This window comes from Flavobacterium sp. 90, from assembly GCF_004339525.1.
Classification (GTDB): domain Bacteria; phylum Bacteroidota; class Bacteroidia; order Flavobacteriales; family Flavobacteriaceae; genus Flavobacterium.
In genome coordinates, this window is the sequence record NZ_SMGE01000001.1 from 3,307,690 (window position 1) to 3,332,331 (window position 24,642).

At 32.2% G+C, this 24,642-nt stretch carries 23 protein-coding genes; 12 read left to right on the forward strand and 11 right to left on the reverse strand.

Going from position 1 to position 24,642, the window contains the following annotated elements:
- Window positions 1-31 precede the first annotated feature (31 nt).
- Both aroQ and C8C83_RS13765 read right to left on the reverse strand, forming a co-directional pair.
- Window positions 32-445 (reverse strand): type II 3-dehydroquinate dehydratase, encoded by a 414-nt coding sequence (aroQ, locus tag C8C83_RS13760; protein ID WP_121329064.1) that lies wholly within the window; start codon window positions 443-445, stop codon window positions 32-34.
- A gap of 129 nt (window positions 446-574) precedes the next feature.
- Entirely contained in the window at window positions 575-1,135 is a 561-nt protein-coding gene (locus C8C83_RS13765; RefSeq protein ID WP_132011787.1) for a porin family protein, read from the reverse strand.
- A 458-nt stretch (window positions 1,136-1,593) separates the two neighbouring features.
- Between C8C83_RS13765 and C8C83_RS13770 the strand changes: the two genes are divergently transcribed.
- The 6 genes from C8C83_RS13770 to C8C83_RS13795 all read left to right on the forward strand — a co-directional run bounded on the left by C8C83_RS13770 (window position 1,594) and on the right by C8C83_RS13795 (window position 6,954).
- Window positions 1,594-2,103 carry a hypothetical protein gene (locus C8C83_RS13770; RefSeq protein ID WP_121329065.1) on the forward strand — a complete coding sequence of 170 codons (510 nt, stop codon included), beginning with the start codon at window positions 1,594-1,596 and terminating at the stop codon, window positions 2,101-2,103.
- A 193-nt stretch (window positions 2,104-2,296) separates the two neighbouring features.
- A complete protein-coding gene (locus C8C83_RS13775; RefSeq protein ID WP_121329066.1) occupies window positions 2,297-2,878 on the forward strand; it encodes a porin family protein in 582 nt (193 codons plus the stop codon).
- A 95-nt stretch (window positions 2,879-2,973) separates the two neighbouring features.
- Window positions 2,974-3,549, forward strand: coding sequence for a porin family protein (locus tag C8C83_RS13780; RefSeq protein ID WP_121329067.1), 576 nt, complete (start codon window positions 2,974-2,976; stop codon window positions 3,547-3,549).
- 177 nt (window positions 3,550-3,726) lie between these two features.
- Window positions 3,727-4,311, forward strand: a complete 585-nt coding sequence (locus tag C8C83_RS13785; RefSeq protein ID WP_121329068.1) for a porin family protein — start codon at window positions 3,727-3,729, stop codon at window positions 4,309-4,311.
- Between the two features lie 81 nt (window positions 4,312-4,392).
- Complete coding sequence (gene xerD, locus C8C83_RS13790) at window positions 4,393-5,289, forward strand: site-specific tyrosine recombinase XerD (RefSeq protein WP_099709334.1); 897 nt, start codon at window positions 4,393-4,395, stop codon at window positions 5,287-5,289.
- A 144-nt stretch (window positions 5,290-5,433) separates the two neighbouring features.
- Complete coding sequence (locus C8C83_RS13795; protein WP_121329069.1) at window positions 5,434-6,954, forward strand: PAS domain-containing protein; 1,521 nt, start codon at window positions 5,434-5,436, stop codon at window positions 6,952-6,954.
- Window positions 6,955-7,020: 66 nt separating this feature from the next.
- Here the strand turns inward: C8C83_RS13795 and rny are convergent, their stop codons facing one another.
- The 3 genes from rny to C8C83_RS13810 form a co-directional block, all read right to left on the reverse strand.
- Complete coding sequence (gene rny, locus C8C83_RS13800; protein ID WP_121329070.1) at window positions 7,021-8,583, reverse strand: ribonuclease Y; 1,563 nt, start codon at window positions 8,581-8,583, stop codon at window positions 7,021-7,023.
- Between the two features lie 208 nt (window positions 8,584-8,791).
- Window positions 8,792-9,085, reverse strand: coding sequence for a cell division protein ZapA (locus tag C8C83_RS13805; RefSeq protein WP_056246511.1), 294 nt, complete (start codon window positions 9,083-9,085; stop codon window positions 8,792-8,794).
- A gap of 6 nt (window positions 9,086-9,091) precedes the next feature.
- Window positions 9,092-9,382 (reverse strand): hypothetical protein, encoded by a 291-nt coding sequence (locus tag C8C83_RS13810; protein ID WP_121329071.1) that lies wholly within the window; start codon window positions 9,380-9,382, stop codon window positions 9,092-9,094.
- Window positions 9,383-9,562: 180 nt separating this feature from the next.
- Between C8C83_RS13810 and C8C83_RS13815 the strand changes: the two genes are divergently transcribed.
- The 4 genes from C8C83_RS13815 to C8C83_RS13830 are packed head-to-tail and all read left to right on the forward strand — an operon-like array spanning window position 9,563 to window position 15,135.
- Window positions 9,563-11,245, forward strand: coding sequence for a M23 family metallopeptidase (locus C8C83_RS13815; protein WP_132011788.1), 1,683 nt, complete (start codon window positions 9,563-9,565; stop codon window positions 11,243-11,245).
- Between the two features lie 11 nt (window positions 11,246-11,256).
- Window positions 11,257-13,719, forward strand: coding sequence for a TonB-dependent receptor plug domain-containing protein (locus C8C83_RS13820; protein ID WP_132011789.1), 2,463 nt, complete (start codon window positions 11,257-11,259; stop codon window positions 13,717-13,719).
- The gene (locus C8C83_RS13825) at window positions 13,716-14,366 is read left to right on the forward strand and encodes a hypothetical protein (protein WP_121329073.1); all 651 of its coding nucleotides are present in this window, start codon (window positions 13,716-13,718) and stop codon (window positions 14,364-14,366) included. Before C8C83_RS13820 ends, C8C83_RS13825 begins: the two co-directional genes overlap by 4 nt.
- Before the next feature lie 46 nt (window positions 14,367-14,412).
- Window positions 14,413-15,135: a hypothetical protein gene (locus C8C83_RS13830; RefSeq protein WP_121329074.1), complete on the forward strand. Its 723-nt coding sequence runs from the start codon at window positions 14,413-14,415 to the stop codon at window positions 15,133-15,135.
- Window positions 15,136-15,422: 287 nt separating this feature from the next.
- Here the strand turns inward: C8C83_RS13830 and C8C83_RS13835 are convergent, their stop codons facing one another.
- The 6 genes from C8C83_RS13835 to C8C83_RS13860 form a co-directional block, all read right to left on the reverse strand.
- The gene (locus C8C83_RS13835) at window positions 15,423-16,124 is read right to left on the reverse strand and encodes a DUF2971 domain-containing protein (RefSeq protein ID WP_121329075.1); all 702 of its coding nucleotides are present in this window, start codon (window positions 16,122-16,124) and stop codon (window positions 15,423-15,425) included.
- 141 nt (window positions 16,125-16,265) lie between these two features.
- On the reverse strand, window positions 16,266-18,095 hold the full coding sequence (locus tag C8C83_RS13840; protein WP_121329076.1) for an ABC transporter ATP-binding protein: 1,830 nt from the start codon (window positions 18,093-18,095) through the stop codon (window positions 16,266-16,268).
- Window positions 18,096-19,133, reverse strand: a complete 1,038-nt coding sequence (locus tag C8C83_RS13845) for a PDDEXK nuclease domain-containing protein (RefSeq protein ID WP_121329077.1) — start codon at window positions 19,131-19,133, stop codon at window positions 18,096-18,098.
- A gap of 5 nt (window positions 19,134-19,138) precedes the next feature.
- A complete protein-coding gene (locus tag C8C83_RS13850; RefSeq protein WP_121329078.1) occupies window positions 19,139-20,866 on the reverse strand; it encodes a phospho-sugar mutase in 1,728 nt (575 codons plus the stop codon).
- 129 nt (window positions 20,867-20,995) lie between these two features.
- Window positions 20,996-21,952, reverse strand: coding sequence for a glycosyltransferase family 2 protein (locus C8C83_RS13855; protein WP_121329079.1), 957 nt, complete (start codon window positions 21,950-21,952; stop codon window positions 20,996-20,998).
- Window positions 21,953-21,961: 9 nt separating this feature from the next.
- Window positions 21,962-22,489, reverse strand: a complete 528-nt coding sequence (locus C8C83_RS13860; RefSeq protein ID WP_121329080.1) for a DUF4199 domain-containing protein — start codon at window positions 22,487-22,489, stop codon at window positions 21,962-21,964.
- A 251-nt stretch (window positions 22,490-22,740) separates the two neighbouring features.
- On the opposite strand from C8C83_RS13860, the gene C8C83_RS13865 reads away from it, so the two are divergent.
- Both C8C83_RS13865 and C8C83_RS13870 read left to right on the forward strand, forming a co-directional pair.
- A complete protein-coding gene (locus C8C83_RS13865) occupies window positions 22,741-22,995 on the forward strand; it encodes a type B 50S ribosomal protein L31 (protein ID WP_029272307.1) in 255 nt (84 codons plus the stop codon).
- A gap of 368 nt (window positions 22,996-23,363) precedes the next feature.
- Window positions 23,364-24,539: a GlmU family protein gene (locus tag C8C83_RS13870; RefSeq protein ID WP_121330043.1), complete on the forward strand. Its 1,176-nt coding sequence runs from the start codon at window positions 23,364-23,366 to the stop codon at window positions 24,537-24,539.
- Window positions 24,540-24,642 lie beyond the last annotated feature (103 nt).

The following is a 24,642-nucleotide window of genomic DNA, read 5'->3' on the forward strand; positions in this document are numbered from 1 at the left end:
TGAGCTTATTAAAAAATTGTTAAAAAAAGACTTACAAGAAAGATTGAATTGCTAAATCATAACTTTTTAAACCAAAACCAAGAATAACACCTTTTGCATTTCCGGACAAATACGATTGATGTCTGAAACTTTCGCGTGCATAGGTATTCGAAATATGAACTTCGATAACTGGAGTTGTAACCGCTTTTATAACATCGCCTAAACCTATAGAAGTGTGCGTGTAGGCGCCGGCATTTAGAATAATACCATCAAATGTAAAACCGCATTCCTGAATTTTTCCTATCAATTCGCCTTCAATATTACTTTGATAATAAGAAAGTTCAATGTTTGGAAATTTTTGTTTCAACGTTTCAAAATAATCTTCAAAGGTTTGACTTCCGTAAACTTCTGGTTCTCTTTTTCCTAAAAGATTCAAATTGGGTCCGTTGATAATGCAGATTTTCATATTTTGATTTTAATTATAAGTGATAGAAATTCATTTTAGGTTTTATTGAAAACATTTCACTAAAGTGTAAAAATAAAAAAACCGTTCTAATTAATAGAACGGTTTTTAGAAAAGTATGTGATATTATTTTTAGAACAAGATTCCAGCTGATAATTGGAAAGTTGAATTTTTAACATCTGCATTTTTAGATGCTTCTGTTAGTCCTAAACCATAACGACCTTGAATAAAAAGGTTCTTAGTAATTTTAAGACCTAAACCTGCATTTAGACCAAATTCGAAAGTTTCCCCATCTTTTACATCAAAGTCATTCTTTTCACTTAGTAAAAAGGAAGCTTGTGGTCCAAGTTCTAAACTTACTGATTTTGTTAGATAAAATTTAGCCATTACTGGAATAGATAAGTATCCTAATTCATTTTTAAATTCACTAACGGCATTTTTGTATGTTGCCCCTTGAGTAGAATATAAAAGCTCTGGTTGAATAGAGAATTTTTCTAACAATTTAATTTCTGCAAGAACACCTACGTGATAGCTAGTAATACCTTCTTTGTCAAATGCAACACCTTGAAGACCTGCATCTCCGGTTTGACTTGCAAAGTTAACCCCAGCTTTAACTCCAAATTGTACTAATTGTGCTTGTATTGTAGCTGATGTTGCGATGAACAATACAGCTGCTAAAATTATTTTCTTCATAAAAATGTTTTTAAAATTTGGTAATTTTTAAATGTTATCTATTAGTCAAAACTACAGAATTAGGAATTTATTGTTTTATATTTTGGTTTAAATAATTACTAAATTTCGCATGTTTTTTGATTTTTGACTAGTAAAACACTCTTTTTAAGATGTTTGAGACTGTTTTGTTTTGATAGAAAATTTTTGTATTTAGTACGAATAGTATTTCAAAATAGCTTTTAAAGGAATTGATTTTGGTAAGTATATTTTTATATTTATTTCTTTGCGAATGAAGATGCCACGCGCAATAATCGCATTTGAGCTATTGATTTTACTTACCGTTTAAGTTCAATTATCACTTGAAAATTTTTCTTTTAATAAGAGTTTTGGTCTAATAATTGCTTTATTTGTTAAAATAAAAATTAATTTTTATTAAGTATATTTTTATATTTGAGTTCAATAACCCTTAAACAATTGTAATGAAAAGAATTATTTTATCTACAATCGCTGTTACGGCGTTTGGTTTTGCAAATGCTCAAGACGGACATTTCAAAGTTGGAGCACACGTTGGTTTACCACTAGGAAACACTTCTGATTTGTTTTCTGTAAACTTAGGTGCTGATGTTTCTTATCTGTGGAATGTAGCCGATAAGTTTAGTGCGGGAGTAACTACGGGATATACAACCTATATAGGTAAAGATTATAATGCCTATATTGGAAATGTTAACTATGTAATGATAAGAAGTACTAATCAGAGTTTTATTCCAATTGCCGGAACCGCTCAATATTCAGTTGCGGATAATTTTTTTATTGGAGGAGATTTAGGTTATGCTATTAATGTTGATGGAGATGTAGACGGAGGATTTTTATATCAGCCAAAATTTGGTTTCCAAACTAAAAAAATCGAAGTCTATGCTTCGTATAAAGGGATTTCAAATAACGGAACTCTTTCTTCCGTCAATTTAGGATTCAATTATAAATTCGATTAATTAATATTTTTTGAGCCTTCTTTAAAATATGCAAAAGTTACTGTGATTTTTACTTCAATTTCTGATAACTAATATGTTAGTTCTATTTAATTTGGATTAAAGGTTTTAGTTACTGCGATATTTGTTTAAATAAAAATTAATTTTTATTAAGTATATTTTTATATTTGGCTATTATAACCCTTAAACAAATTGTATGAAAAGAATTATTTTAGCTGCAATGGCAGTAATGGTATTTGGCTTTGCTAATGCACAAAAAACTAGATTTGGAGTAAAAGGAGGTTTGAATATTTCAACTGTAGTTGGAGGAGAGGTTGATGATACTAAATCTTTGATAGGTTTCCACGTTGGAGGTTTTGCAGAAATTCATGTTGTTGAGAAATTTTTCATTCAACCAGAACTTTTGTTTTCTACTCAAGGTACTAAAGTTGACGGTCCTTTTGGAACTGATGGTGATGTTAAACTGAATTATTTGAATATTCCTGTATTGGCTAAATATTATTTTATAGAAAATAAATTTAGTGTTGAAGCTGGTCCACAACTAGGTATTTTATTGTCAGCAAAAGCAGAAGGTAATGATATTAAAGATTTTACCAGATCAACAGATCTTGGTTTTAATATAGGAGCTGGATATAATTTTACGGATAATCTTTCAGTAGGTCTTCGTTATACTATAGGTTTGTCTCCTCTTTCTGATAAAGATATCGATAATGCAGATGATTATTATGATAGTGCTAAAAATAGTAACCTTGCATTATCTCTAGCTTATAAATTCTAATTTTTAGTAAAGAAAAAAATATTTTAAAACCTTCCTGAATTTGGGAGGTTTTTTTATGGAATGATCATATTTGATTAATTTAATTATATAAAAAAATGAAAAGAATTATTTTCGCTGCAATGGCAGTAATGGTGTTTGGATTTGCTAATGCACAAAAAACTAGATTTGGAGTAAAAGGAGGTCTTAACGTAACGAGTTTTGCCGGAGGGTATAATTATAATGCTAAATCTTTAGTTGGTTTTCAGGTTGGAGGTTTTGCTGAAATTAAAGTTATTGAAAGATTAGCTATTCAACCAGAGATCTTATTTTCTACTCAAGGCGCTAAACAGGAATTAAGTATGACGAACTTTGATAGTAAGTTGAATTACATAAATGTTCCCGTTTTGGCTAAATTTTATATCACAAAACAATTTACTGTTGAAGCAGGTCCGCAATTAGGATTTTTAGTGTCAGCTAAACAAGATGGTCACGATGCAAAAGACAGTTATAAATCTGTAGATACAGGATTTAATTTCGGTGCTGGATATAACTTCACAGACAATGTTTCTGTGAATCTTCGTTATACCGTTGGTTTATCAAATATTGGAGATTATAGTACTAATACTATTCAGCAATATTACGATAGTCCAAAAAATAGCGTTCTAGCTTTGACATTAGGATATAAGTTCTAATTACTTATTAGAAATATTTTTAAAACCTTCCCTTAATCAGGAAGGTTTTTTTATTTGGGTTGTATAATGCTAAAAACTAATTATATATCAATTTGGTTTAAGATAAAATCTTATATTTGTATAAGAATATACTGTAATTTTGGTGTTGTGTTTTTTTTTAATTTTAATTTATAGCGAATGAGAAGAATTATTTTACCAATTGTGGCATGTATGGTATTTGGATTTGCGAATGCCCAGTCAACTAGATTTGGAGTAAAAGGAGGATTGAATGTTTCAAATTTTACAGGTTATGAACAAGATGTTAAGTCTTTAATCGGTTTTCATGTTGGAGGTTTTGCAGAAATAAAGGTTGCGAAAAAATTTGCTGTTCAGCCTGAATTTTTATATTCGACACAAGGAACAACAATTGAAGGTTTTGACGGAGATTCGAATACGACCGTCAAAGTGAATTATTTAAATATTCCGATTTTAGGTAAATATTATATTACAGATGCGTTTTCTGTTGAAGCAGGACCACAAATTGGGTTTTTACTATCGGCAAAAGCCAGAGGCGAAGATGTTAGTGATCTGTATAAATCAACAGATTTTGGTTTCAATTTAGGTTGTGGATATAATTTTACAGAAGATATTTCAATAGGGGCGCGTTACACAATTGGTTTAACAGATGTCAATGATATTTCTGATGGATCTCAGTATCCTGATCTGTATAATGCAAACTTTAAAAACAGCAATTTTGCATTGTCATTAGCGTATAAATTTTAATTTCTCATCAAAAAAATATTTAAAACCTTCCCTTAATCAGGAAGGTTTTTTTATGCCCAAAAATTGTTTTACTTTGTAAATATGAACTGGAACCGATACATAAAAGATTATCAATCGTATTTGCGAATTGAAAGAGGTTTGTCTAAAAATACAATCGAAAACTATGGTTTTGATATTGAGCGATTATGTCTTTTTTTAGATACCAATCAAATTGAAGTTTCGCCTTTAAAAATTACTGATGAAACAGTTCAACAATTTATATATTCTGTTTCTAAGGAAGTGAATCCGCGTTCTCAAGCGCGTATTATTTCAGGGTTGAAAAGTTTTTTTAATTATCTGGTTTTTGAAGATTACAGAAATGATAATCCGCTGGAATTAATTGAAACTCCAAAAACTGGGAGAAAATTACCGGATACTTTATCTGTTACCGAAATTGATGCACTTATTGCTGCAATTGATTTGAGTAAAAATGAAGGAGAACGAAATCGAGCGATGCTGGAAGCTTTATACGGTTGCGGACTTCGGGTTTCAGAGTTGGTTTCGCTTAAAATATCGGATCTGTTTTTTGACGAAGGATTCATAAAAATCACCGGAAAAGGAAATAAAGAACGTTTTGTTCCTATTGGTAAATTAACTCAGAAATACATAGAGATTTATCAAAAGGAAGTCAGAGTAAATCTGAATATTAAAAAAGGCTGCGAAGATACTTTGTTTTTAAACCGAAGAGGTAATCAACTTACTCGTGCAATGGTGTTTACGATTATAAAAGATCTGGCAGTAAAAATAGGTTTGCATAAAAGTATTAGTCCGCATACTTTGCGACATTCATTTGCGACACATTTACTTGAAAATGGAGCTGACTTAAGATCTATCCAATTAATGTTGGGACACGAATCGATAACAACTACAGAAATCTATGTTCATTTAGACAGGAGATTTTTAAAAGAAGTAATGCATTCTTTTCATCCAAGAAAATAATTTTTTGGGTATAGTCCTGATTTTTAAAGCAAAAATTAATATATTGTATATTATTTTCTACTAAAAGCAGATAAGACCGACAAACGGCACTTTTATTGTTTTAAACGTTATTGATCATTCAATTTAAGTAAAAATAAGTAGCATATGGTTTTTGATTTATATGAAAATGAGGATTGCTTACAGGTGAATAATTTTTATAAAAAATTGTTTGCAGAGATGCCTGATTTGTTATTTCAGTTTGTTGTTGACACCGATAACAATTATACTTTTCCACTGGTTAGTAAATCTGCTGATGAAATTTTTGAATTTACGGCGAGTGAATTCAACAACGACATTAAATTTATTATTTACGAAAGAGTTTTTCTTCAGGATCGTGAAGCATTTTTTCAATCTTTAGTTAAAGCGCGTAAAGAAATAAAACCCTGGGATATTGAATTTCGTGCTGTTTTGCCAAAAAAAGGTTTGCGCTGGTTTAAGATTTCTGCAAAAACAGAACAATCTGATGATGGCAGAGTGAGTTTCTACGGACATGTTTCTGATATTACCGAATTAAAAGATAAAGAAGAAAAACTGCGAATTTCAGAAGAACGATTTCAATTTGCGCTTGATGCTTCTACAGCCGGAATTTGGGATTGGGATATGGTGACGAATAATGTTTTCTATTCGTCTTTGTCACTAAAAATATTGGAACTTGATTCTACTGATATTTTTGATGATCCGGAACGTTGGGATAAAATTGTGCATCCTGATGATCTTCCTAAATATTATTCAGACATACAAGAGCATTTTGATAATAAGATTCCTTATTACGAAAACTATCATCGCGTAATGACTTCAAGCGGAAATTATAAATGGATTTTAGACCGCGGGAAAGTTATTAAACGTGATGAAAATGGTAAACCATTGCGTGTAATTGGAACCCATACGGATGTTTCTCTGCAAAAAGAAAAGGAACTCGAGCTTATGAAAACAATGAAATTGTACAGCGATCAAAATAGTCGTTTAGTGAATTTTTCGCATATTGTTTCGCATAATCTAAATACACAAGCAGGAAATATAAAGTCGATTTTAGACTTTATTGATGCTGATGGTGATAAAGAAACGGTAAGTGAAATGTTGGAACATTTGCGAACTGTTTCTAATGATTTAAATGACACAATTTCTAATTTGACACAAATCGTAAAAACGCAGAGTAATATTAATATTGCTGTTGTTCCTTTAAAGCTTTGCGAATACATCGAGAAAACAATTTCGACGATCAAAGGTTATGACAAACAGACCAAGGTTACGATTGTGAATAATGTTCCTAAATATCTGACGATTAATTTTAATCCTGCTTATCTCGAAAGCGTCTTGTTAAACTTTACAACAAACGCAATAAAGTACGCACATCCGGATCGCGAGCCAATAATAGTTTTTGATTTTTCGATCGAACCTGAAGGTTATAAATCATTAAAAATTACAGATAATGGTTTAGGAATCGATTTGGCTGTTTACGGTGATTTATTATTCGGAATGTATAAAACATTTCATAAGCATCAGGAAGCACGAGGAATCGGCTTGTATATTACCAGAAATCAAATTGAAGCTATGAAAGGAAGTATTTCTGTAGAAAGCGAAGTAGGAGTGGGAACAAGTTTTAAAATCGTCTTTAATGATCTTTAAACTGAATTTAACGTAAATAAAAAAGGCTATCATTCGATAGCCTTTTTTGTGTTATAATGTTTGAGATTACTTAGCAATATTAACTGCTCTGGTTTCTCTGATTACAGTAACTTTTACCTGACCTGGATAAGTCATTTCAGTTTGGATTTTTTGTGAGATCTCGAAAGATAGGTTTGCAGCGTTATCATCAGAAACTTTTTCGCTTTCTACGATTACACGAAGTTCTCTACCAGCCTGAATTGCGTATGCATTTTTTACACCGCTAAATCCGTAAGCAACTTCTTCAAGATCTTTCAAACGTTGAATGTATGAATCTAAAACCTGACGTCTTGCGCCTGGTCTTGCTCCTGAAATAGCATCACAAACCTGAACGATTGGGGAAAGTAATGATTTCATTTCGATCTCATCGTGGTGAGCTCCAATTGCATTACAAACTTCTTCTTTTTCGCCATATTTCTCAGCCCATTGCATACCTAATAATGCGTGAGGTAAATCGCTTTCAGTATCTGGCACTTTACCAATATCGTGAAGTAAACCAGCTCTTTTTGCTAATTTTACATTTAAGCCTAATTCGGCAGCCATGATACCACAAAGTTTAGAAACTTCTCTCGAGTGTTGCAATAAGTTTTGTCCGTAAGAAGAACGGTATTTCATTCTACCAACAACTTTAATTAACTCTGGGTGTAAACCGTGAATTCCTAAATCTATTACGGTACGTTTACCAACTTCGATAATTTCATCGTCGATTTGTTTTGCTGTTTTAGCAACAACTTCTTCAATTCTTGCTGGGTGAATACGTCCGTCAGTTACTAATTTGTGCAAAGACAAACGAGCGATTTCTCTACGAACAGGGTCAAAACAAGAAAGAATAATAGCTTCCGGTGTATCATCAACAATGATTTCTACTCCCGTTGCAGCTTCAAGAGCTCTAATGTTACGACCTTCACGACCAATAATTCTACCTTTTACATCGTCAGATTCAATGTTGAAAACTGAAACGCAATTTTCAACTGCTTCCTCAGTTCCAACTCTCTGGATTGTATTGATGATGATTTTTTTAGCTTCTTGCTGAGCCGTAAGTTTTGCCTCTTCAATTGTATCCTGAATATGAGACATTGCTTTGCTTTTAGCTTCAGCTTTCAAACCTTCTACTAATTGTTCTTTTGCTTCTTCAGCAGAAAGTCCTGAAATTACTTCAAGTTGTTGCAATTGACTTTTGTGTAATTTGTCAACTTCAGCTTGTTTTTTGTCTAAAACTTCAATTTTGTTGTTGTATTCCTGAGTTTTAGATTCAAAATCGTCATTTACTTTTTTAGCTTTCGAAAGTTCGTTTGAAACCTGAGATTCTTTATCACGCACTCTTTTTTCTACTTCAGCTACTTTTTTATCTCTAGCTAAAATAACTTGTTCGTGTTCTGATTTTAATTCGATAAAACGCTCTTTTGCCTGAAGAATTTTATCTTTTTTGATATTTTCTGCTTCTAAATTAGCGTCTTTTAAAATGGAAGAAGCTTCTTTTTTTGCGTTTTTAATTAAATTAGAAATATTGCTTTTTTCGATGATTTTAGCGATTGCAAATCCTGCTGCAATCCCTACAATACCTGAAATAATGATCGTTATTATGTCCATGTTTGTTAAAATTTATATATAAAAAAGCCTACATTAATTGCTTGAATAAACTCGTAAAGACAAGTTTTGAGCTAACTCACTGTTCAAGTTTCCCAGCCAAAAGGAGGGCATACTATAGTAGCGACGATTTGCTCATTCTAAATTGTTAGTGTTGAGTTTACCAATTGTGAACTAATGTAGGCAGTATCTTAGTTTCTGTAAAGAACGTTTAATTTTCGAGATATTGATCTAATAGCGAATTTAATCTTTTAATTCTTTCGATAGTTTCTTCACCATCGATTGCATTATCAATTTGTTTTTGTTCTACTTGCGATGCAAATTGCAAAGCGCACATAGCCAGAACATCTTGTTTGTCACGAACCGCATAACTTTCTTCGAATTGCTTGATCATAGCATCAATTTTCTTAGAAGCACTTCTAAGTCCTTCTTCCTGAGATGGTTCAACCGTTAATGGGTAAACTCTGTCTGCGATTGATATTTTAATTCTAAGCTTTCCGTCCATGTCTTTCTAATCTGATAGTTGTGCTATACAGTAATCAATTTCGCGAATTAATGAATTTATTTTAAGCTTTGTCTCTCTCTTGTTATTGTCGCTGCCGAGCAACGAATTGGCTATCTTAAGTGTATCATATTGCTTCTTCAAAGCCTCCATCTCTTCAGATTGTTTCTGGATAATTTGCGCAGCTTTGGTTAGTTCTAATCGTAAAACCTGATTGTTTTTTTCTAGAGCCTTTGATTTCTCAAAAAGCTTTTCGACTTTATATTCAAGAGTATCAATTATTTCTGCAATTACACTCATTATAAATCCTATTCATTACTTAATCATACAAAGTTAGTATTCCTTTTTATTAATGCAATTTTTTATCGATTTTTTTACATTAAAAATAATCAATCAAATGAATTTCAATTAATTGTATTTTTGTAGCTTTTTACTCGTTTTTAGGAGCTAATTTCTTTATCTTAGCAAAAATGTTGCCTTATGAGATTATCACTATTGACCCTGTTTTTTTGTAATTTTATTTTCGCCCAAACCCAATATCCAAAGGATTATTTTCGTGCTCCGCTTGATATTCCAATGCAGCTTTCGGGGAATTTCGGGGAGTTAAGACCCAATCACTTTCATGCCGGTTTTGATTTAAAAACAAATCAAAGAGAAGGATTAAGTGTCCATGCAATCGCTGATGGTTATGTTTCAAGAATTAAAATTTCAACTTTCGGAAACGGAAAATGTATCTATATTACGCACCCGAACGGATATACCTCAGTTTATGGACATTTGCAAACTCCTGTTGGTGAAATTTTAAATTATGTCAAAAAAACGCATTATAAAGAAAAGGCATACGAAATTGAAATGTTTCTAAAACCGGGTGAATTGCCAGTTACAAAAGGTGAAATTATTGGACTTTCCGGAAATACAGGTTCTTCTGAAGGACCACATTTGCATTTTGAAATTCGTGATACTAAAACTGAATTTGTTATTAATCCGATATTTTTTGGATTTGATAAAAATATAAAAGACACTAAAAAGCCTACAGTTTCGAGCGTATATGTTTATCCGTTAGATAATTCTACAGTAAATCAATCTAAACAGCCTTTATTGTTAAATGTTGCGCTTCAAAAAGACGGAACCTATTTAGCAAGTAAAGTAAAAGCAAACGGAAAAATTGGTTTTGGAATTGTTGCTGTAGATTTTGATGATGTCTCTTTTAATAAAAATGGAGTTTTTAATGTCTCTACTTTTTTTAACGGAAATCAAAATTACAATTATCAGTTCAATACCTATTCGTTTGACGAAATGCGTTATGTAAATGCATTGATTGATTATGGGAAATATAAAAAATCAGGCCAGCGCGTTCAAAAACTTTTCATGAAAACGCCATACGCTTTAAGCATCATAAAAACAGATTCGTTGCGTGGAATTATTCCGGTCGAGCCGAATTTAGCATCAACCTACAGAATTGAAGTTTCGGACTATTTCGGAAATTTGAATACGATTACAGTTCCGGTTGAATATGACGCTGCGACGCCAGTTGTAAAAGAAGAACCAATTACTTCAAAATATTTTATAAAAGTCAATAAAGATTCCAATTTCGAAAAAGATAATATGTCCGTGTTTTTTCCGGCAGGAACTTTTTACGATGATTTTAATCTGAATTTTGATGTAAAAAACAATCGTATTTATATTCACGACGATACGGTTCCGGTGCATTCAAATTTTACAATTACTATAAAAGATGATACTTATCCGGAAGCATTAAGAGATAAACTTTATATTGGAAGAGGTAACAGTTACAACGGAACGATTAGAAAAGGAGACGTTTTTACGGCCAAATCAAAAACATTAGGACAATTCGGTTTGGTTTTGGATACCATTAAACCAACGATAAAAATCGTAAAACCAATTCAGGATAAATGGATCAGTGATGTCAAAAAAATAGATTTCATCATCAATGATGCTGCATCGGGAATTAAATCTTACAACGGATATTTAAACGGAAATTGGATTTTGTTTGAATATGAAAATAAAACAAAGAAAATCACACATACTTTTGATGATGCATTGCTTGCCGAAGGGGCAAACGATTTAAAAATTGAAGTAATTGATAATGTGGGTAATTCTGCTATCTTTGAAACTCATTTTTTTAGAAGTCAACAAAAATAAAATCAAAACGTTTGAATAATAACAGAGTAATATTCGGTTTTCTTTTTTTATGCATTTCTTGTATTTCATTTGCTCAAAATGCTCATGTTAAAGGTATTATTTTAGATGATCAAAAACGTCCGGTTGTCGATGTCAATGTGACTTCTTCCGGGAATGCAACACGATCTGATGTAAACGGTTTTTTTGAAATCGATGTTCCTTCGAACAAAAAAACGTCTTTGATCTTTACTCACATTTCTTTAAAAATGATGAGTTTGGCAGTAAATCTAAAACCAAATGAAGTTTTTGTTTTTAATCCTGTAATGAGTAATTCTGAAGAGCAAATGGGAGAAGTTTTTGTTTCTTCCAAAAATAAAAAGCGCGTTCAGGGAATTACCACTATTGATGCTGCGACGATAAAAAAGATTCCCGGAGCAAATGCCGGAATCGAAAATATTCTAAAAACATTACCGGGAGTAAATTCAAATAATGAACTAAGTACGCAATATGCAGTTCGTGGCGGGAATTATGATGAGAATTTAGTTTATGTAAACGAAATCGAAGTTTATCGTCCGTTTTTAATTCGTTCCGGTCAACAAGAAGGATTGAGTTTTACAAATACAGATTTGGTTCAAAACGTTGATTTTTCGGCGGGAGGATTTCAGGCTAAATTTGGAGATAAATTATCTTCGGTTTTAGATATTACGTATAGAAAACCAACTCAGTTTGGTGCTTCTTTAGAGGCAAGTTTACTTGGAGGAAGTGTGTCTGTTGATGCTGTTTCTAAAGATAAAAAATGGTCTGCAGTAACAGGAGTTCGTTATCGAAACAACAGTTTGTTAGTCAATAGTCAGGATACGCAAACTAATTATACACCAACTTTTGCTGATATTCAAACGAACATCAATTATGATATTTCGCAAAAATGGCAAATTAGCTTTTTAGGAAATATTTCTGAAAATAAATATTTGTACCAACCTTTAACCCGTGAGACAAAATTTGGAACAATCGATCAGCCAATGTCGCTTGCCGTATATTATGAAGGGCAGGAAAGAGATAAATATGATACATATTTTGGAGCATTAAAAACGACTTATAAGGTTTCTCCAACTTTAACGTTGAAACTTATAGGTTCACTTTTTCATACCACTGAACAAGAGCATTTTGATATTTTGGCACAATATCGTCTTGGAAATGTTGGTGAGGACGGAGATACTTCTCAAGTTGATTTCACAAAAGGAATTGGTTCGCAATTGAATCACGCCCGAAATGATCTGGATGCTTTAATTGCTAATGCCGAAATTAAAGGATTTAAAGAATGGTTAAATGACAGCCAATTAGAATTTGGACTTAAATATACCAGAGAATCCATTAGAGATAGAATTGTAGAATGGGAAATGATCGATTCGGCCGGGTTTTCTATAAATCCGCCAATTGCTATTTTGCCGCAAAACAATCAGCCATATCAGCCTTATACAGGACCATTGTTGCCTTATCAGGATGTTCGTGCAACAAATTATAATACTATAAACAGATTTTCAGGTTACGCGCAATACAATAAAAAATCTGAATTAGGTTCGAATCAAATTTGGTATCATTTGGGAGCTCGTTTCCAGAGTTGGAATGTTTCCGGAGCAGCTGTTGAAGGAAAAAATCAGATTGTTTTTAGTCCGCGTGCACAATTTGCCATAAAACCGGATTGGGATATGGATATGGTTTTCAGGCTTTCGGGAGGATTATATCATCAGCCGCCTTTTTATAGAGAACTTCGGAATTTAGAAGGAGTTGTAAATCCAAATGTAAAAGCACAGGAATCAGTTCACATTGTTTTAGGGAATGATTATAATTTTAAAATGTGGAATCGTCCTTTTAAATGGGTAACGGAACTGTATTATAAGTCACTTTCTGATGTAAATGTATATTCGATCGATAATGTTAGAATTCGTTATGTTGCCAATAATAATGCAAAGGCTTATGCACAAGGTCTTGATTTTAGATTAAACGGAGAATTTGTACCGGGAACAGAATCGTGGATTAGTTTTGGTTATTTGAAAACCGAAGAAGATTACGCCGATAAAGGATATATTGCAAGACCAACCGATCAGCGTTTGAAATTTGCGATGTTGTTTCAGGATTATATGCCAAATATTCCAAGTGTAAAATTATACCTGAATTTAGTTTATAATACTGGTTTACCTGGAGGAGCGCCAGCATATTCAGATCCATATCTATATCAAAACAGATTAAACGATTATCGTAGAGTAGATATTGGTTTTGCTAAAGTTTTTGTTGATAGCAGTACTAAAGTTGCTAAAGCAAATTGGTTGAAAAACTTCAAAGAATTATCTGTTGGATTAGAGATTTTCAATCTTTTCAATAATCAAAATGCGATAACTAATACTTGGGTTCGCGATGTATATTCTAAAAATCAATATGCAATCCCAAATTATATGACTTCGAGAGTTTTCAATATAAAATTGAATGCCCGATTATGATCTTAAAGCGTGAAAAGCGAAAGAAGATTTTTTACGTTCCGGGAATGATTTCTTTGGTTTTGATTCCTGTATTTTGTTTTTATCATTTTTATAAAGTGGATGCTTTTAAGGTTTATGGAGGAATTAATCTTAATGTTCCTGTTGGAAATGAATTCGAAGATTATAAGGTTGCTACTTTACGAAAATATAAAGTATTTAATTTTGACGGAAGTTATTTAGAAAACAAGAAATTGAACGAAATGAAACTTTATCTTAGGAAATTAAGAATTGAAAAAGATACAGTTAATGGAATTAAAATGCATTTTGGTTCAAAATCTTATTATCAAACTTTTATTACTACTCTTGATATTTTAATTGAAGAAGATGCTCCAACCTGGGCGATAAACGACAATGATATTTATATTTTAGGAAGTAGTAATACACCAAAAAAAGTTAAGGATACAATTCATTATCAGAGAATGAACTGTAATACTAGTGCATTAATGGCAGAACAAAGAGCTTGGGAATTAAAGAATAAAAGAGAAGAGGAAGAAAAAGCTTTTCAAATATCATTTTTTCAAAACAAATGGGAAATTCTATCGTTAGGTTATTTAGGACTTGTACTTCTCAACATCTTCGTCTTAGTAAAATTCAATAAAAACAAATAATACAATCAAAAATACTATATTTGATATTCTATTATAATTAGCATACATGAAAAATTCCTTAAAATATATAGCCTTAGCAATCATCGGAACATTAGTGAGTTGTAAAGATGAAGTTCAGAAACCGAAAGTAATTTATGATGCTGCCAATAAAGCAAGTGTTGTCACAAAAACAGATTCAACGCAAATAGAAGTTGCTGATTTGCCTATTCAAATGGAAGGAACGAATTATTTGATTCATCCTGTTGGAGATTTGCGTGTTTTTGAAAGAGGTACGAAATCACGTTTTGGATCTTCAAGTGTAAATGATGTGAGTTTTACGATTTCGAATTTAGGGGAATATGAGATTACAGGTTATTTGCAAAACTTGAAATTTCAAAAAGTAGATTCAGATTCTATTCATGCTTTATCAGATAAACCGGTTTTGATTTTAACAGCGACTTATTTAAAAACAGTTGCGGATAAAACACAGAATAAAGTTATGGTTTATACCTTAACAGATTCTGATACTAATAAAGATGGTAAAATTGATACCGGAGATATCAAAACATTGTATTTGAGTAATGTTAGTGGTGAGAATTTTACTAAAGTTTCTGCAGATCTTCAGGAATTGGTAGATTGGAGTTTAATCGAGTCTAAAAACCGTTTATACTTTAGAACAATCGAAGATACCAACCAAAACGGACAATTTGATAAAAATGATGTTTTACATTATAATTATATAGATTTAGCTTCTAAAAAATGGGAAGTAAAAAGTTATAAACCTATTTAAAGGTTCTAAGGGACTAAGGTTCTGAGGTACTAAGATTTAGAAAAAAGCGATTTAAAAATTAATTTTTAAATCGCTTTTTTTATTAGGATCGATAAAAAAGAACCGAAGGTTCGGTAAATTTTGTAGAGCTGGACTTTAGTCCAGTTTATGTAAAGATAAAAAATACCATAATAATCAACGAATAATCTCAAAATGCGGGAATAGATCCAAAATGTAAAATCATTTTAATCAGTGGCTAAAAAACTTAGAATCTTAGCAACTCAGAACCTTAGTGTTTTATAAAAAAGCTAAATCAAAATATCGCTCTCGAGATCAGATTTTTCGATTTCGATTCCAAAACCCAGGCGATCTACTAAATCAATTACAAGCTTTTTATACCAGTTTTCTGATTTTGGGTGAATGTATATCTTCTCAATTAATTGACTGATATCAACATTGATTTTTAATCCGTCATTAAGTTTAATGTTGCTTTTTGAAGTATCTGTTATGATGCGAACTTCACGTTCGTATTGAAAGCTTTTTCGTTTAAAGAGAAAAGGGAAAAACAAATCATCAAACGGAATATATTCTTTTTTATAGTCGATATAGTTAACTTCACCAATATACTGGTCAAAATTATTTTCAGGTTTCAATGCTTTTTGCAGTCTTCCAATAGTAGACTGAATGGCTAATCCTTCACTATTTTGGGTAAAAATCTGCCACATGGCAAAAGATTCATATTCATTAATATGCCAACTGCTTATAGCGACTTGTTCACGATGTGTTTTGTAGTAATTTAAAAAGTCCGGATTATCAATGGCTAGTTTTTTAATTTCCTCAAAAGTAGGTTCGCTAAAAGTGCCTTCATACTGATCTTCAAATTTATCAGAGCGCGACATAAAAAGTTTCTTAGAGAGTAATAAATCCAGAAACTTAGAGAGATCCAGGTATTTCCAAACAACCGTATCCGGATCCTTAGGAAGTATTATGTTTGGATTGCTGAGATACATTTAGTAGGTGATTTAGTATTTCTAATAAAATTACAAATTGATTTTATAATAAACTATAAAAAAAAATACTTACTTAGTTTTCTGTGATTAATAAACCGACAGATAAACCTAGTAAGTATTTTTAAACAGAATTTAAGTCTGTTATGATTCGAAAGATTGCATTGTAACGAGTTTGTTATAAGTTCCGTTATGTGCAATTAATTCGTCGTGAGTTCCTTGTTCTACGATTTTTCCTTTTTGCATTACCACGATTACGTCTGCTTTCTGGATTGTAGAAAGTCTGTGTGCAATTACGATTGATGTTCTGTTTTGCATCATATTTTCTAAAGCAACCTGAACGAATTTTTCGCTTTCAGTATCTAATGCAGATGTTGCTTCATCCAAAATCATAATTGGAGGATTTTTCAATACTGCGCGAGCAATTGATAAACGTTGTTTTTGACCACCGGAAAGTTTGTTTCCGCTGTCTCCAATGTTCGTGTAGATTCCTAAAGGCAATTCTTTTACAAACTCAAAAGCGTTGGCAATTTTTAGTGCTTCGATAATTTCATCGTCTGTAGCATCTAATTTTCCTAACGAAATATTTGCTTTAATTGTATCATTAAATAAAATGCTGTCTTGTGTTACTAATCCCATTAAGCTGCGAAGAGATTGTAAATTCATGTCTTTGATGTTAATGTCGTCGATTGAAATCGTTCCGTCATTTACATCATAAAAACGCGTCAATAAATTGGCAATTGTACTTTTTCCACTTCCGGATTGTCCAACAAGAGCAACAGTTTGACCTTTTTTAATTTGAAGCGAAAAGTCTTTTAAAACTGTTTCGTTTTCATATTTAAAGTTAATATTCTGAATGTTTATAGTATTGTCAAAAGAAGTTTTTTCAATGGCATTAGGTTTTGAGACAATTGTGTTTTCCTGTTCTAAAACTTCTAAAACGCGTTCTGCAGCAGCATTTCCTCTTTTAACTCCGTAAGAAGCCTTAGAGATTGCTTTTGCAGGTGTAAGAATGTTATAAGCTAATCCCATGTAAGCAATAAAAGAAGGTCCGCTTAAAGTTTTATCGATCAAAACCATTTGACCTCCATACCACAATAATATAGCGATAACGGTAATTCCCATAAACTCACTTGCTGGTGAAGCTAAGTTCTGGCGGTTACCTATTTTATTTGATAAATGAAAAAAACGTTCCGTTGAATTTTGAAAAACACTATTAAAATATTTTTCTGAATTATATCCTTTTACAACTTTCAATCCACCAATAGTTTCTTCGATAGTAGACAAAAAAGTTCCTTGTTCTTCTTGCGCTTTTGTCGATTGCTTTTTAAGTTGTTTTCCAATTAGTGAAATAATGTAACCTGAAATCGGAATAAAAATAAAAACAAACAAGGTTAGTTTCGTGCTAATGATTAGCATTGTTGTTATCGTAAAAACGATGGTTAAAGGTTCTTTTACAATAAGTTCCAATATGGCTAAAAATGAGTTTTGAACCTCATTTACGTCAGCGGAGATTCTGGAAATAACATCTCCTTTTCTTTTTTCAGAATAGAATGCCAAAGGAAGTTCTAATGTTTTTTTATACATAGTATTTCGCATGTCTTTTAAGACCCCATTTCGCAAAAAAGTAATAAAAAACATTGCTAAATAATCTGCTAAGTTTTTTAATAAGAAGATTGAGATTATAATCGTTACCATTATAGACAAAATGTATCCAGGATCATGGTTGCCTTTTGTTGTTGTGATGTAATAGCTCAAATAATCTTCACCATATTGCTGAAGTTTTAAAATTCCCTGGTATACTGGTTTTATTTTTCTTGCCTTTGTTTGGTCAAATAATACCTGAAGCATTGGTATTAAAGCAACAAAAGAAAGTGTGCTGAAAAGGGCATACAAAACATTAAAAAAGATGTTTAAGAATGCATATTTTTTATACGGATATATAAAAGGAACTATTTTTTTGAAATTACTCATTTATTTGTGGATGTTATTTTCTGCTATAGCAATGGCTCTTTCCAGTTTTTCTAGCAATAATTTTTTTTCAGGTAATTGGGTTAAATAAGCAGAGACTTTGATTTGTTCGTCATTGTCAAGCATTAAATAATTGATTTGTTCAGGAGATTTTTCACTGCACAAAATTAATCCAATTGGTTTGTTTTCACCTTCTTTTTGCTCATTTTTCTCTAACCAACGCAGATAAAGCTCCATTTGGCCTTTGTAACCAGCCTTAAATTTTCCTAGTTTTAAGTCAATAGCAACTAATCGGCGCAGACCGCGATGGTAAAAAAGCAAATCGATGTAAAAATCTTCATCATCAATTATGATTCTTTTTTGACGGGCAAGAAAAGCAAATTCGCTGCCCATTTCGGTAATGAAATTTTGCAGTTGAGCTAAAATAGAACTTTCCAAATCCTTTTCAGAATAAGTGTCATGCAATCCTAAAAAATCTAAGAAATATGGATCACGAAAAGTTAAATCAGGGCTAATTTGTTTTTCGTTTTTTAATGAGGCTAAGTCATTAAGTATGGTTTGTTCTGGCTTTTTGCTAATTGCAGTTCTTTCAAAAAGCATACTATCAATGCGCTCTTGCAAAGTTCTTACGCTCCATCTTTCATGAATACTCATTTGGATGTAGAATTCACGTTTTATGTAGTCTTCAATGTAAATTAGAGCTCTAATATGAGACCAACTCAATTTTGCACACACTGTGTGCAAAATTGTAAAGTCTTCAATTACAGCGTTTAGTTTGATAAAACTTTGTAGGTTTCTTTTGTTAAAACCTATTCCGTATTTTTTTGTTAAAGCTTCGCTTAGTATAGGGATTATTTTCTTTCCATAATCAGCGCGATCATTTTTAAGAATCTCTTCGTTGATAGATTTTCCAATTTTCCAATATAGAAGCGTTAATTCCTGATTAACCGTTTTAGCAACAAAATGACGAGTCTGATCTATTAATCCAATTATAGAATCTAATAGTTCAGGTTGATTGTTAGTGTCAATTTTGTCACTCATTCAGCTTATTTCAGTTGCATTCCTGCAATAATACTTTGAATTTTTTCGTCTAAGAAACTTTCTGCGGCGTCAAAATTTTCAACTGAATCTAATTCTGCATTTACACTAATGTAGAATTTGATTTTTGGCTCAGTTCCACTTGGTCTGGCGCAAATTTTAGAACCATCTTCAGTATAATAAATCAATACATTTGACTTCGGAATATCCATTGTAGATTCTTCACCAGTCAATAAATTTAATGCAATTGACGATTGATAATCTTCAACCATAATAACACGTTGTCCACTGATTTCTTTTAGAGGATTTTCACGTAGATCAATCATCATCTGATTAATTTCCTGTAAACCTTCCATTCCTTTTTTGGTCAAAGAAACCAAGTGTTCTTTATAGAAACCATTTTCAACATAAAGTTGCAAAAGTTCTTTGTAGACACTGCTTCCGGTAGCTTTTGCCTGAGCAGCAACTTCGCATATTAATAAGGTAGCTGCAACAGCATCTTTATCTCTCACGGCGTCACCAACCATAAAACCAAAGCTTTCTTCGCCACCTCCAATAAATTCGAGTTCCGGGAAATCTTTAATCATTTTGGCGATCCATTTAAAGCCGGTTAAGCCAACTTTGCATTCAACGCCATAACTTGTTGCTAATTCCATCATCATTGGAGTAGAAACAATTGTAGAACCTACAAATTGTTTTCCGTTAATTTTTCCGGCTTTTTTCCATTGTTTCAATAAGAAAGAAGTCATTAAAATCATGGTTTGATTTCCGTTAAGCAAAATCATTTTGCCGTCGTTATTTCTAACGGCAACACCAAGACGATCACAATCAGGGTCAGTTCCAACCACAATATCCGAGTTTGTTTTATCGGCAAGAGCCAAAGCCATTGTCAAAGCTTCAGGCTCTTCAGGATTTGGAGATTTTACAGTTGGGAAATTCCCATCAGGAATTGCTTGTTCCGGTACAATGTGTACATTTTTGTAACCTGCTTGTGATAAAGTGTCAGGAACAGATTTTATCGAAGTTCCGTGCAATGAAGTAAAAACAATTTGTAAGTTATCTTTGGCTTCAGCCGGAGTATTAAAACTTGCGTTTTCTATAGATGATTTCACAAAAGCTTTATCAATTTCAGTATCGATATATTGAATAAGGCTTTCGTTAGCATTGAATTTAATTTTATCGTAACCCAGATTTTCGATTACGTTAATAATTGCAGCATCCTGAGGAGGAACGATTTGCCCGCCGTCTTCCCAGTACACTTTGTAACCATTATATTCAGGTGGATTGTGAGAAGCCGTTAATACGATTCCGCATTGACAACCTAAATATTTAAGTGCAAATGATAATTCAGGAGTTGGACGCAAATCCGAGAATAAATAAACATGAATTCCGTTTGCTGAGAAAACATCAGCAACAACTTTTGCCAATGTATTACTATTATGACGGCAATCGTAAGCAATAACAACTTTTAAAGGTTGATTTGGAAAAACCTCATGCATGTAGTCAGATAAGCCCTGAGTGTTTTTTCCAAGCGTATATTTGTTGATTCTATTATCTCCAACGCCCATAACACCACGCATTCCGCCAGTTCCAAATTCCAGATTTTTATAAAAACTTTCTTCAAGTTCCTTAGGCGATGTTGTTATTAATTCCTTAACCGCAGCTTGAGTTTCGTTGTCAAATGTAGGTGTCAACCATTCGTTTACAGCATTCAAAATATTAGGTGCTATATTCATCATTCGTATATTTTTATATTTAAAATAATAATAATTTTCAGGAGCTATTTCCTGCTATCATTCCAATCTTTTATATCCGCCGCGGCGGATATAAAAGGATTTTCCCTTCTCTCGGGGCTAGGCTTTATGTTAAAAATTAACCTCTCGGGCTACTTTATAACGGGCTTCGTTACTTTTAGTCCTCAAAATAATCTCACCAAGAAAACCTGCCAAGAATAACTGAGTTCCTAAAATCATAGTTGTCAAAGCAATAAAGAACCATGGATTACTGGTTATTAAACTATATTTCATTCCATTATACATATGGTATAATTTTGAAACTCCAATATAACCCGCCAATAAAAATCCGATAATAAACATTAACGAACCCATTGCGCCAAATAAGTGCATTGGTCTTTTTCCGAATCGGGATAAAAACCAAATTGTGATCAAATCCAGAAAACCGTTTATAAAACGCTCCATTCCAAATTTAGTCTCACCATATTTACGAGCCTGATGAATAACAACTTTTTCTCCAATTTTATTAAAACCGGCATTTTTTGCCAAAACTGGAATGTATCGGTGCATTTCGCCTGAAACTTCTATGTTTTTCACAACCGTATTTTTGTACGCTTTTAATCCGCAATTAAAATCATTCAATTCAACGCCTGAAGTTTTTCTGGCAGCCCAATTAAATAATTTCGAAGGAAGATTTTTTGCGACCACAGAATCGTAACGTTTCTTTTTCCAACCGGAAACCAAATCAAATTTCTGAGCTGTAATCATTTCATACAATCCAGGAATCTCATCCGGACTATCCTGCAAATCGGCGTCCATAGTAATAATCACATCACCTTGTGCTTTAGCAAAACCAGCATGCAAAGCTTGTGATTTTCCGAAGTTTTTCATGAAGCGAATCCCTTTTACATTGGAATTTTCCTTAGAAAAGCCTTCAATAATATTCCAAGAATCATCTGTACTACCATCATCTACAAAAATGATTTCATAAGAGTAATTGTTAGATTGCATCACTTTAATAATCCACGAATAGAGTTCTTTAAGTGATTCCTCCTCGTTTAGAAGCGGTATAAGTATAGATAAATTCATTTATAATTTTTATTCTTGTGTAGATTTGCTTTTAAAAAATGCAGCTAAAATTAATCCTAAAATTGAGTAGCCAATAATGCTAAAAACCAATGCTTTTAATTGTTCTGTAGTTGAGAAAGGGCTATTTTCTTTCATTTTAGCTAAAGCTTCATTTATTGCAGAAGCCGGAGTTCCGAATTTTTGCAATGTTTCAGCCATATATTTAATAAGTAGCTGGTGAACCGTTTCTTTTGCTTCAGGATCAATTACATTAAATAATAAGATGCTGAACAAAGTAGAAATTGCAATAGCGATTATTGTAGTTATAAAAAATGTAGTAAAGGCATCTTTAAAAGAGAAAAAACCGATTTCTTTTTTTGTTTTTGTAAGTAGCAAAATACCAACTACTACATAAATTACAAATGAAAGACCGCCAATCCAGCCAGAAACAAACAATTTTAAATCAATGGCATATATGGTTGCCGTGATTAACGCCAGAATAATACCTAAGGTAATTCCGTATGTAACTCCATTCTTTTTTATAACTTCATTGATCATATTTCTATATGTTTTAAAATTAATCCACAAATATAGCAATTCCCAATATAATGAGAGGTAAAAAAAGCTTTTTGAATTTAACTAAAAAAAAGTGGGCTAAAGATTTGTATATTAAAAAAGAATTGTAAATTTGCAGACTCAAAATAATTAAAATTTTAAACAAAAAAAAGAGTATCCTTTGTTTACACCTTTTTCTAACCATGGAAAAGCTTCAAAATAAAAATGCTCTGAACAATAAATAAAAGAAAAAGATGAAAAAAGGAATTCACCCAGAAAATTACAGATTAGTTGCATTTAAAGACATGTCAAATGACGAAGTTTTTATCACTAAATCTACTGCAGATACAAAAGAAACAATTGAAGTTGACGGAGTTGAGTATCCAGTTGTAAAAATGGAGATTTCTAGAACATCTCACCCTTTTTACACTGGTAAATCTAAACTTATCGATACTGCAGGACGTATTGATAAATTTAAAACTAAATATGCAAAACACGTTAAAAACTAATAACTGTTTTTATTTATACAAAAGCCTTCCAATTGGAAGGCTTTTTTTATGGAGTTGTAAAAATTTAACCGCAAAGTGCGCAAAGATTTTTATCTGGCAGTATGTTTAGAAAGTGCATCCCGAAGCCTCGGGACGCAAAGCTACATCTGCAGAAAGCTTTGCGAGCTTTACTTTTTATAAAAACTTAATAATATAAACTTTGCGCACTTTGCGGTAAAATGATTGTTAATATAAAAAACACGTTAACCCAAAAAAGCAATTATTTTCTTATTTTGGATATGGGTACTTTTAATCAAACCCATAAAATATTTGTAACTTTGAGCTCGATAACCAAATCAGATTTTAACAAGTACCAAATATTTTTATTTATGAATTACATTCTTTTTGACGGTCCCGTCCGGAATGCTTTATTGCCTTTTACTTTTACAAGACCAGTTGCGGATATACTAATTGGAATAATGACGATTCGTCAAAAATGGGAAACGCGTTTAGGTTCGACTATAACTACTATTACTGAGGAATATTTATCAGAGAAATTTCCAATGGTAGAATTGGAAGAAAACGTAATGATTAACGCAGCGTATTTGCCAAATGATACTCTTGCCGAAATGGTTTCTAATCTAACAACAAATCAGGCTATATTTAAAGGCGATGATGTAATTGCTTTTTTTACAAATGAAAATCAGGAAGAAGTCGATTTTGATTCTTACGAAATAATTCAATACAACGATGATTGTTTAACAGTTGAACATACATGGGATATCTTCTCTAAAAATGATGCTGCAATTCGTGAAGATTTTATTTATTTAACAGAAGATAGAAAGTCGCAACAAATTCCGAAAAGTGTTAATGTTATTGCGCCGGAAAATATATTTATTGAAGAAGGAGCAAAATTAGAATTTGTTACTCTAAATGCTTCAAGCGGACCAATATATATAGGAAAGAATTCTGAAATCATGGAAGGAACTGTAATTCGTGGTCCTTTTGTTTTATGCGAAAATGCACAAGTAAAACTAAACGCCAAGGTTTACGGTGCAACAACAGTTGGTCCAGGATCAAGAATTGGAGGAGAAGTTAAAAATTCGGTTCTTTTTGCTAATTCAAATAAAGGGCACGATGGATTTTTAGGTGATTCTGTTTTGGGCGAATGGTGTAATATTGGTGCTGATAGCAATAATTCGAACCTGAAAAACAACTATGAAGAAGTGAAATTATGGAGCTATGAGACGGAAGGGTTTGCAAAAACCGGACTTCAATTTTGTGGTTTAATGATGGGAGATCATAGTAAATGCGGAATTAACACGATGTTTAATACCGGAACTGTAGTAGGAGTGAGCGCTAATATTTTTGGAAGTGGTTTTCCTCGCAATTTTGTTCCGAGTTTTTCTTGGGGTGGAGCAGCAGGTTTTACTACTTATGTAACCAAAAAAGCTTTTGAAACAGCAAGATTAGTTATGGGAAGACGAAACATAGATTTTGATGAAACAGAATCTGCGATCTTAGAACATATTTTTGAGGAAACTAAAAAATGGAGAAAAGACTAATTTTAATGTGATAATTAGTCAATTTGAAAATTAGATAATTTAGCAAACCCCGACAGGTCTTAGAACTTGTCGGGTTTTGTTTTTGCTTTTTTTGCCACAGATT

What these genes read in the sequence shown, in the direction of transcription:
- aroQ (WP_121329064.1), bottom strand. Translation starts at nt 445, where the DNA reads ATGAAAATCTGCATTATCAACGGACCCAATTTGAATCTTTTAGGAAAA.
- C8C83_RS13795 (WP_121329069.1), top strand. Translation starts at nt 5,434, where the DNA reads ATGGTTTTTGATTTATATGAAAATGAGGATTGCTTACAGGTGAATAAT.
- C8C83_RS13775 (WP_121329066.1), top strand. Translation starts at nt 2,297, where the DNA reads ATGAAAAGAATTATTTTAGCTGCAATGGCAGTAATGGTATTTGGCTTT.
- C8C83_RS13810 (WP_121329071.1), bottom strand. Translation starts at nt 9,382, where the DNA reads ATGAGTGTAATTGCAGAAATAATTGATACTCTTGAATATAAAGTCGAA.
- C8C83_RS13865 (WP_029272307.1), top strand. Translation starts at nt 22,741, where the DNA reads ATGAAAAAAGGAATTCACCCAGAAAATTACAGATTAGTTGCATTTAAA.
- xerD (WP_099709334.1), top strand. Translation starts at nt 4,393, where the DNA reads ATGAACTGGAACCGATACATAAAAGATTATCAATCGTATTTGCGAATT.
- C8C83_RS13835 (WP_121329075.1), bottom strand. Translation starts at nt 16,124, where the DNA reads ATGTATCTCAGCAATCCAAACATAATACTTCCTAAGGATCCGGATACG.
- C8C83_RS13840 (WP_121329076.1), bottom strand. Translation starts at nt 18,095, where the DNA reads ATGAGTAATTTCAAAAAAATAGTTCCTTTTATATATCCGTATAAAAAA.
- C8C83_RS13855 (WP_121329079.1), bottom strand. Translation starts at nt 21,952, where the DNA reads ATGAATTTATCTATACTTATACCGCTTCTAAACGAGGAGGAATCACTT.
- C8C83_RS13850 (WP_121329078.1), bottom strand. Translation starts at nt 20,866, where the DNA reads ATGAATATAGCACCTAATATTTTGAATGCTGTAAACGAATGGTTGACA.
- C8C83_RS13830 (WP_121329074.1), top strand. Translation starts at nt 14,413, where the DNA reads ATGAAAAATTCCTTAAAATATATAGCCTTAGCAATCATCGGAACATTA.
- C8C83_RS13860 (WP_121329080.1), bottom strand. Translation starts at nt 22,489, where the DNA reads ATGATCAATGAAGTTATAAAAAAGAATGGAGTTACATACGGAATTACC.
- C8C83_RS13785 (WP_121329068.1), top strand. Translation starts at nt 3,727, where the DNA reads ATGAGAAGAATTATTTTACCAATTGTGGCATGTATGGTATTTGGATTT.
- C8C83_RS13765 (WP_132011787.1), bottom strand. Translation starts at nt 1,135, where the DNA reads ATGAAGAAAATAATTTTAGCAGCTGTATTGTTCATCGCAACATCAGCT.
- C8C83_RS13770 (WP_121329065.1), top strand. Translation starts at nt 1,594, where the DNA reads ATGAAAAGAATTATTTTATCTACAATCGCTGTTACGGCGTTTGGTTTT.
- C8C83_RS13825 (WP_121329073.1), top strand. Translation starts at nt 13,716, where the DNA reads ATGATCTTAAAGCGTGAAAAGCGAAAGAAGATTTTTTACGTTCCGGGA.
- C8C83_RS13780 (WP_121329067.1), top strand. Translation starts at nt 2,974, where the DNA reads ATGAAAAGAATTATTTTCGCTGCAATGGCAGTAATGGTGTTTGGATTT.
- rny (WP_121329070.1), bottom strand. Translation starts at nt 8,583, where the DNA reads ATGGACATAATAACGATCATTATTTCAGGTATTGTAGGGATTGCAGCA.
- C8C83_RS13805 (WP_056246511.1), bottom strand. Translation starts at nt 9,085, where the DNA reads ATGGACGGAAAGCTTAGAATTAAAATATCAATCGCAGACAGAGTTTAC.
- C8C83_RS13845 (WP_121329077.1), bottom strand. Translation starts at nt 19,133, where the DNA reads ATGAGTGACAAAATTGACACTAACAATCAACCTGAACTATTAGATTCT.
- C8C83_RS13870 (WP_121330043.1), top strand. Translation starts at nt 23,364, where the DNA reads ATGAATTACATTCTTTTTGACGGTCCCGTCCGGAATGCTTTATTGCCT.
- C8C83_RS13815 (WP_132011788.1), top strand. Translation starts at nt 9,563, where the DNA reads ATGAGATTATCACTATTGACCCTGTTTTTTTGTAATTTTATTTTCGCC.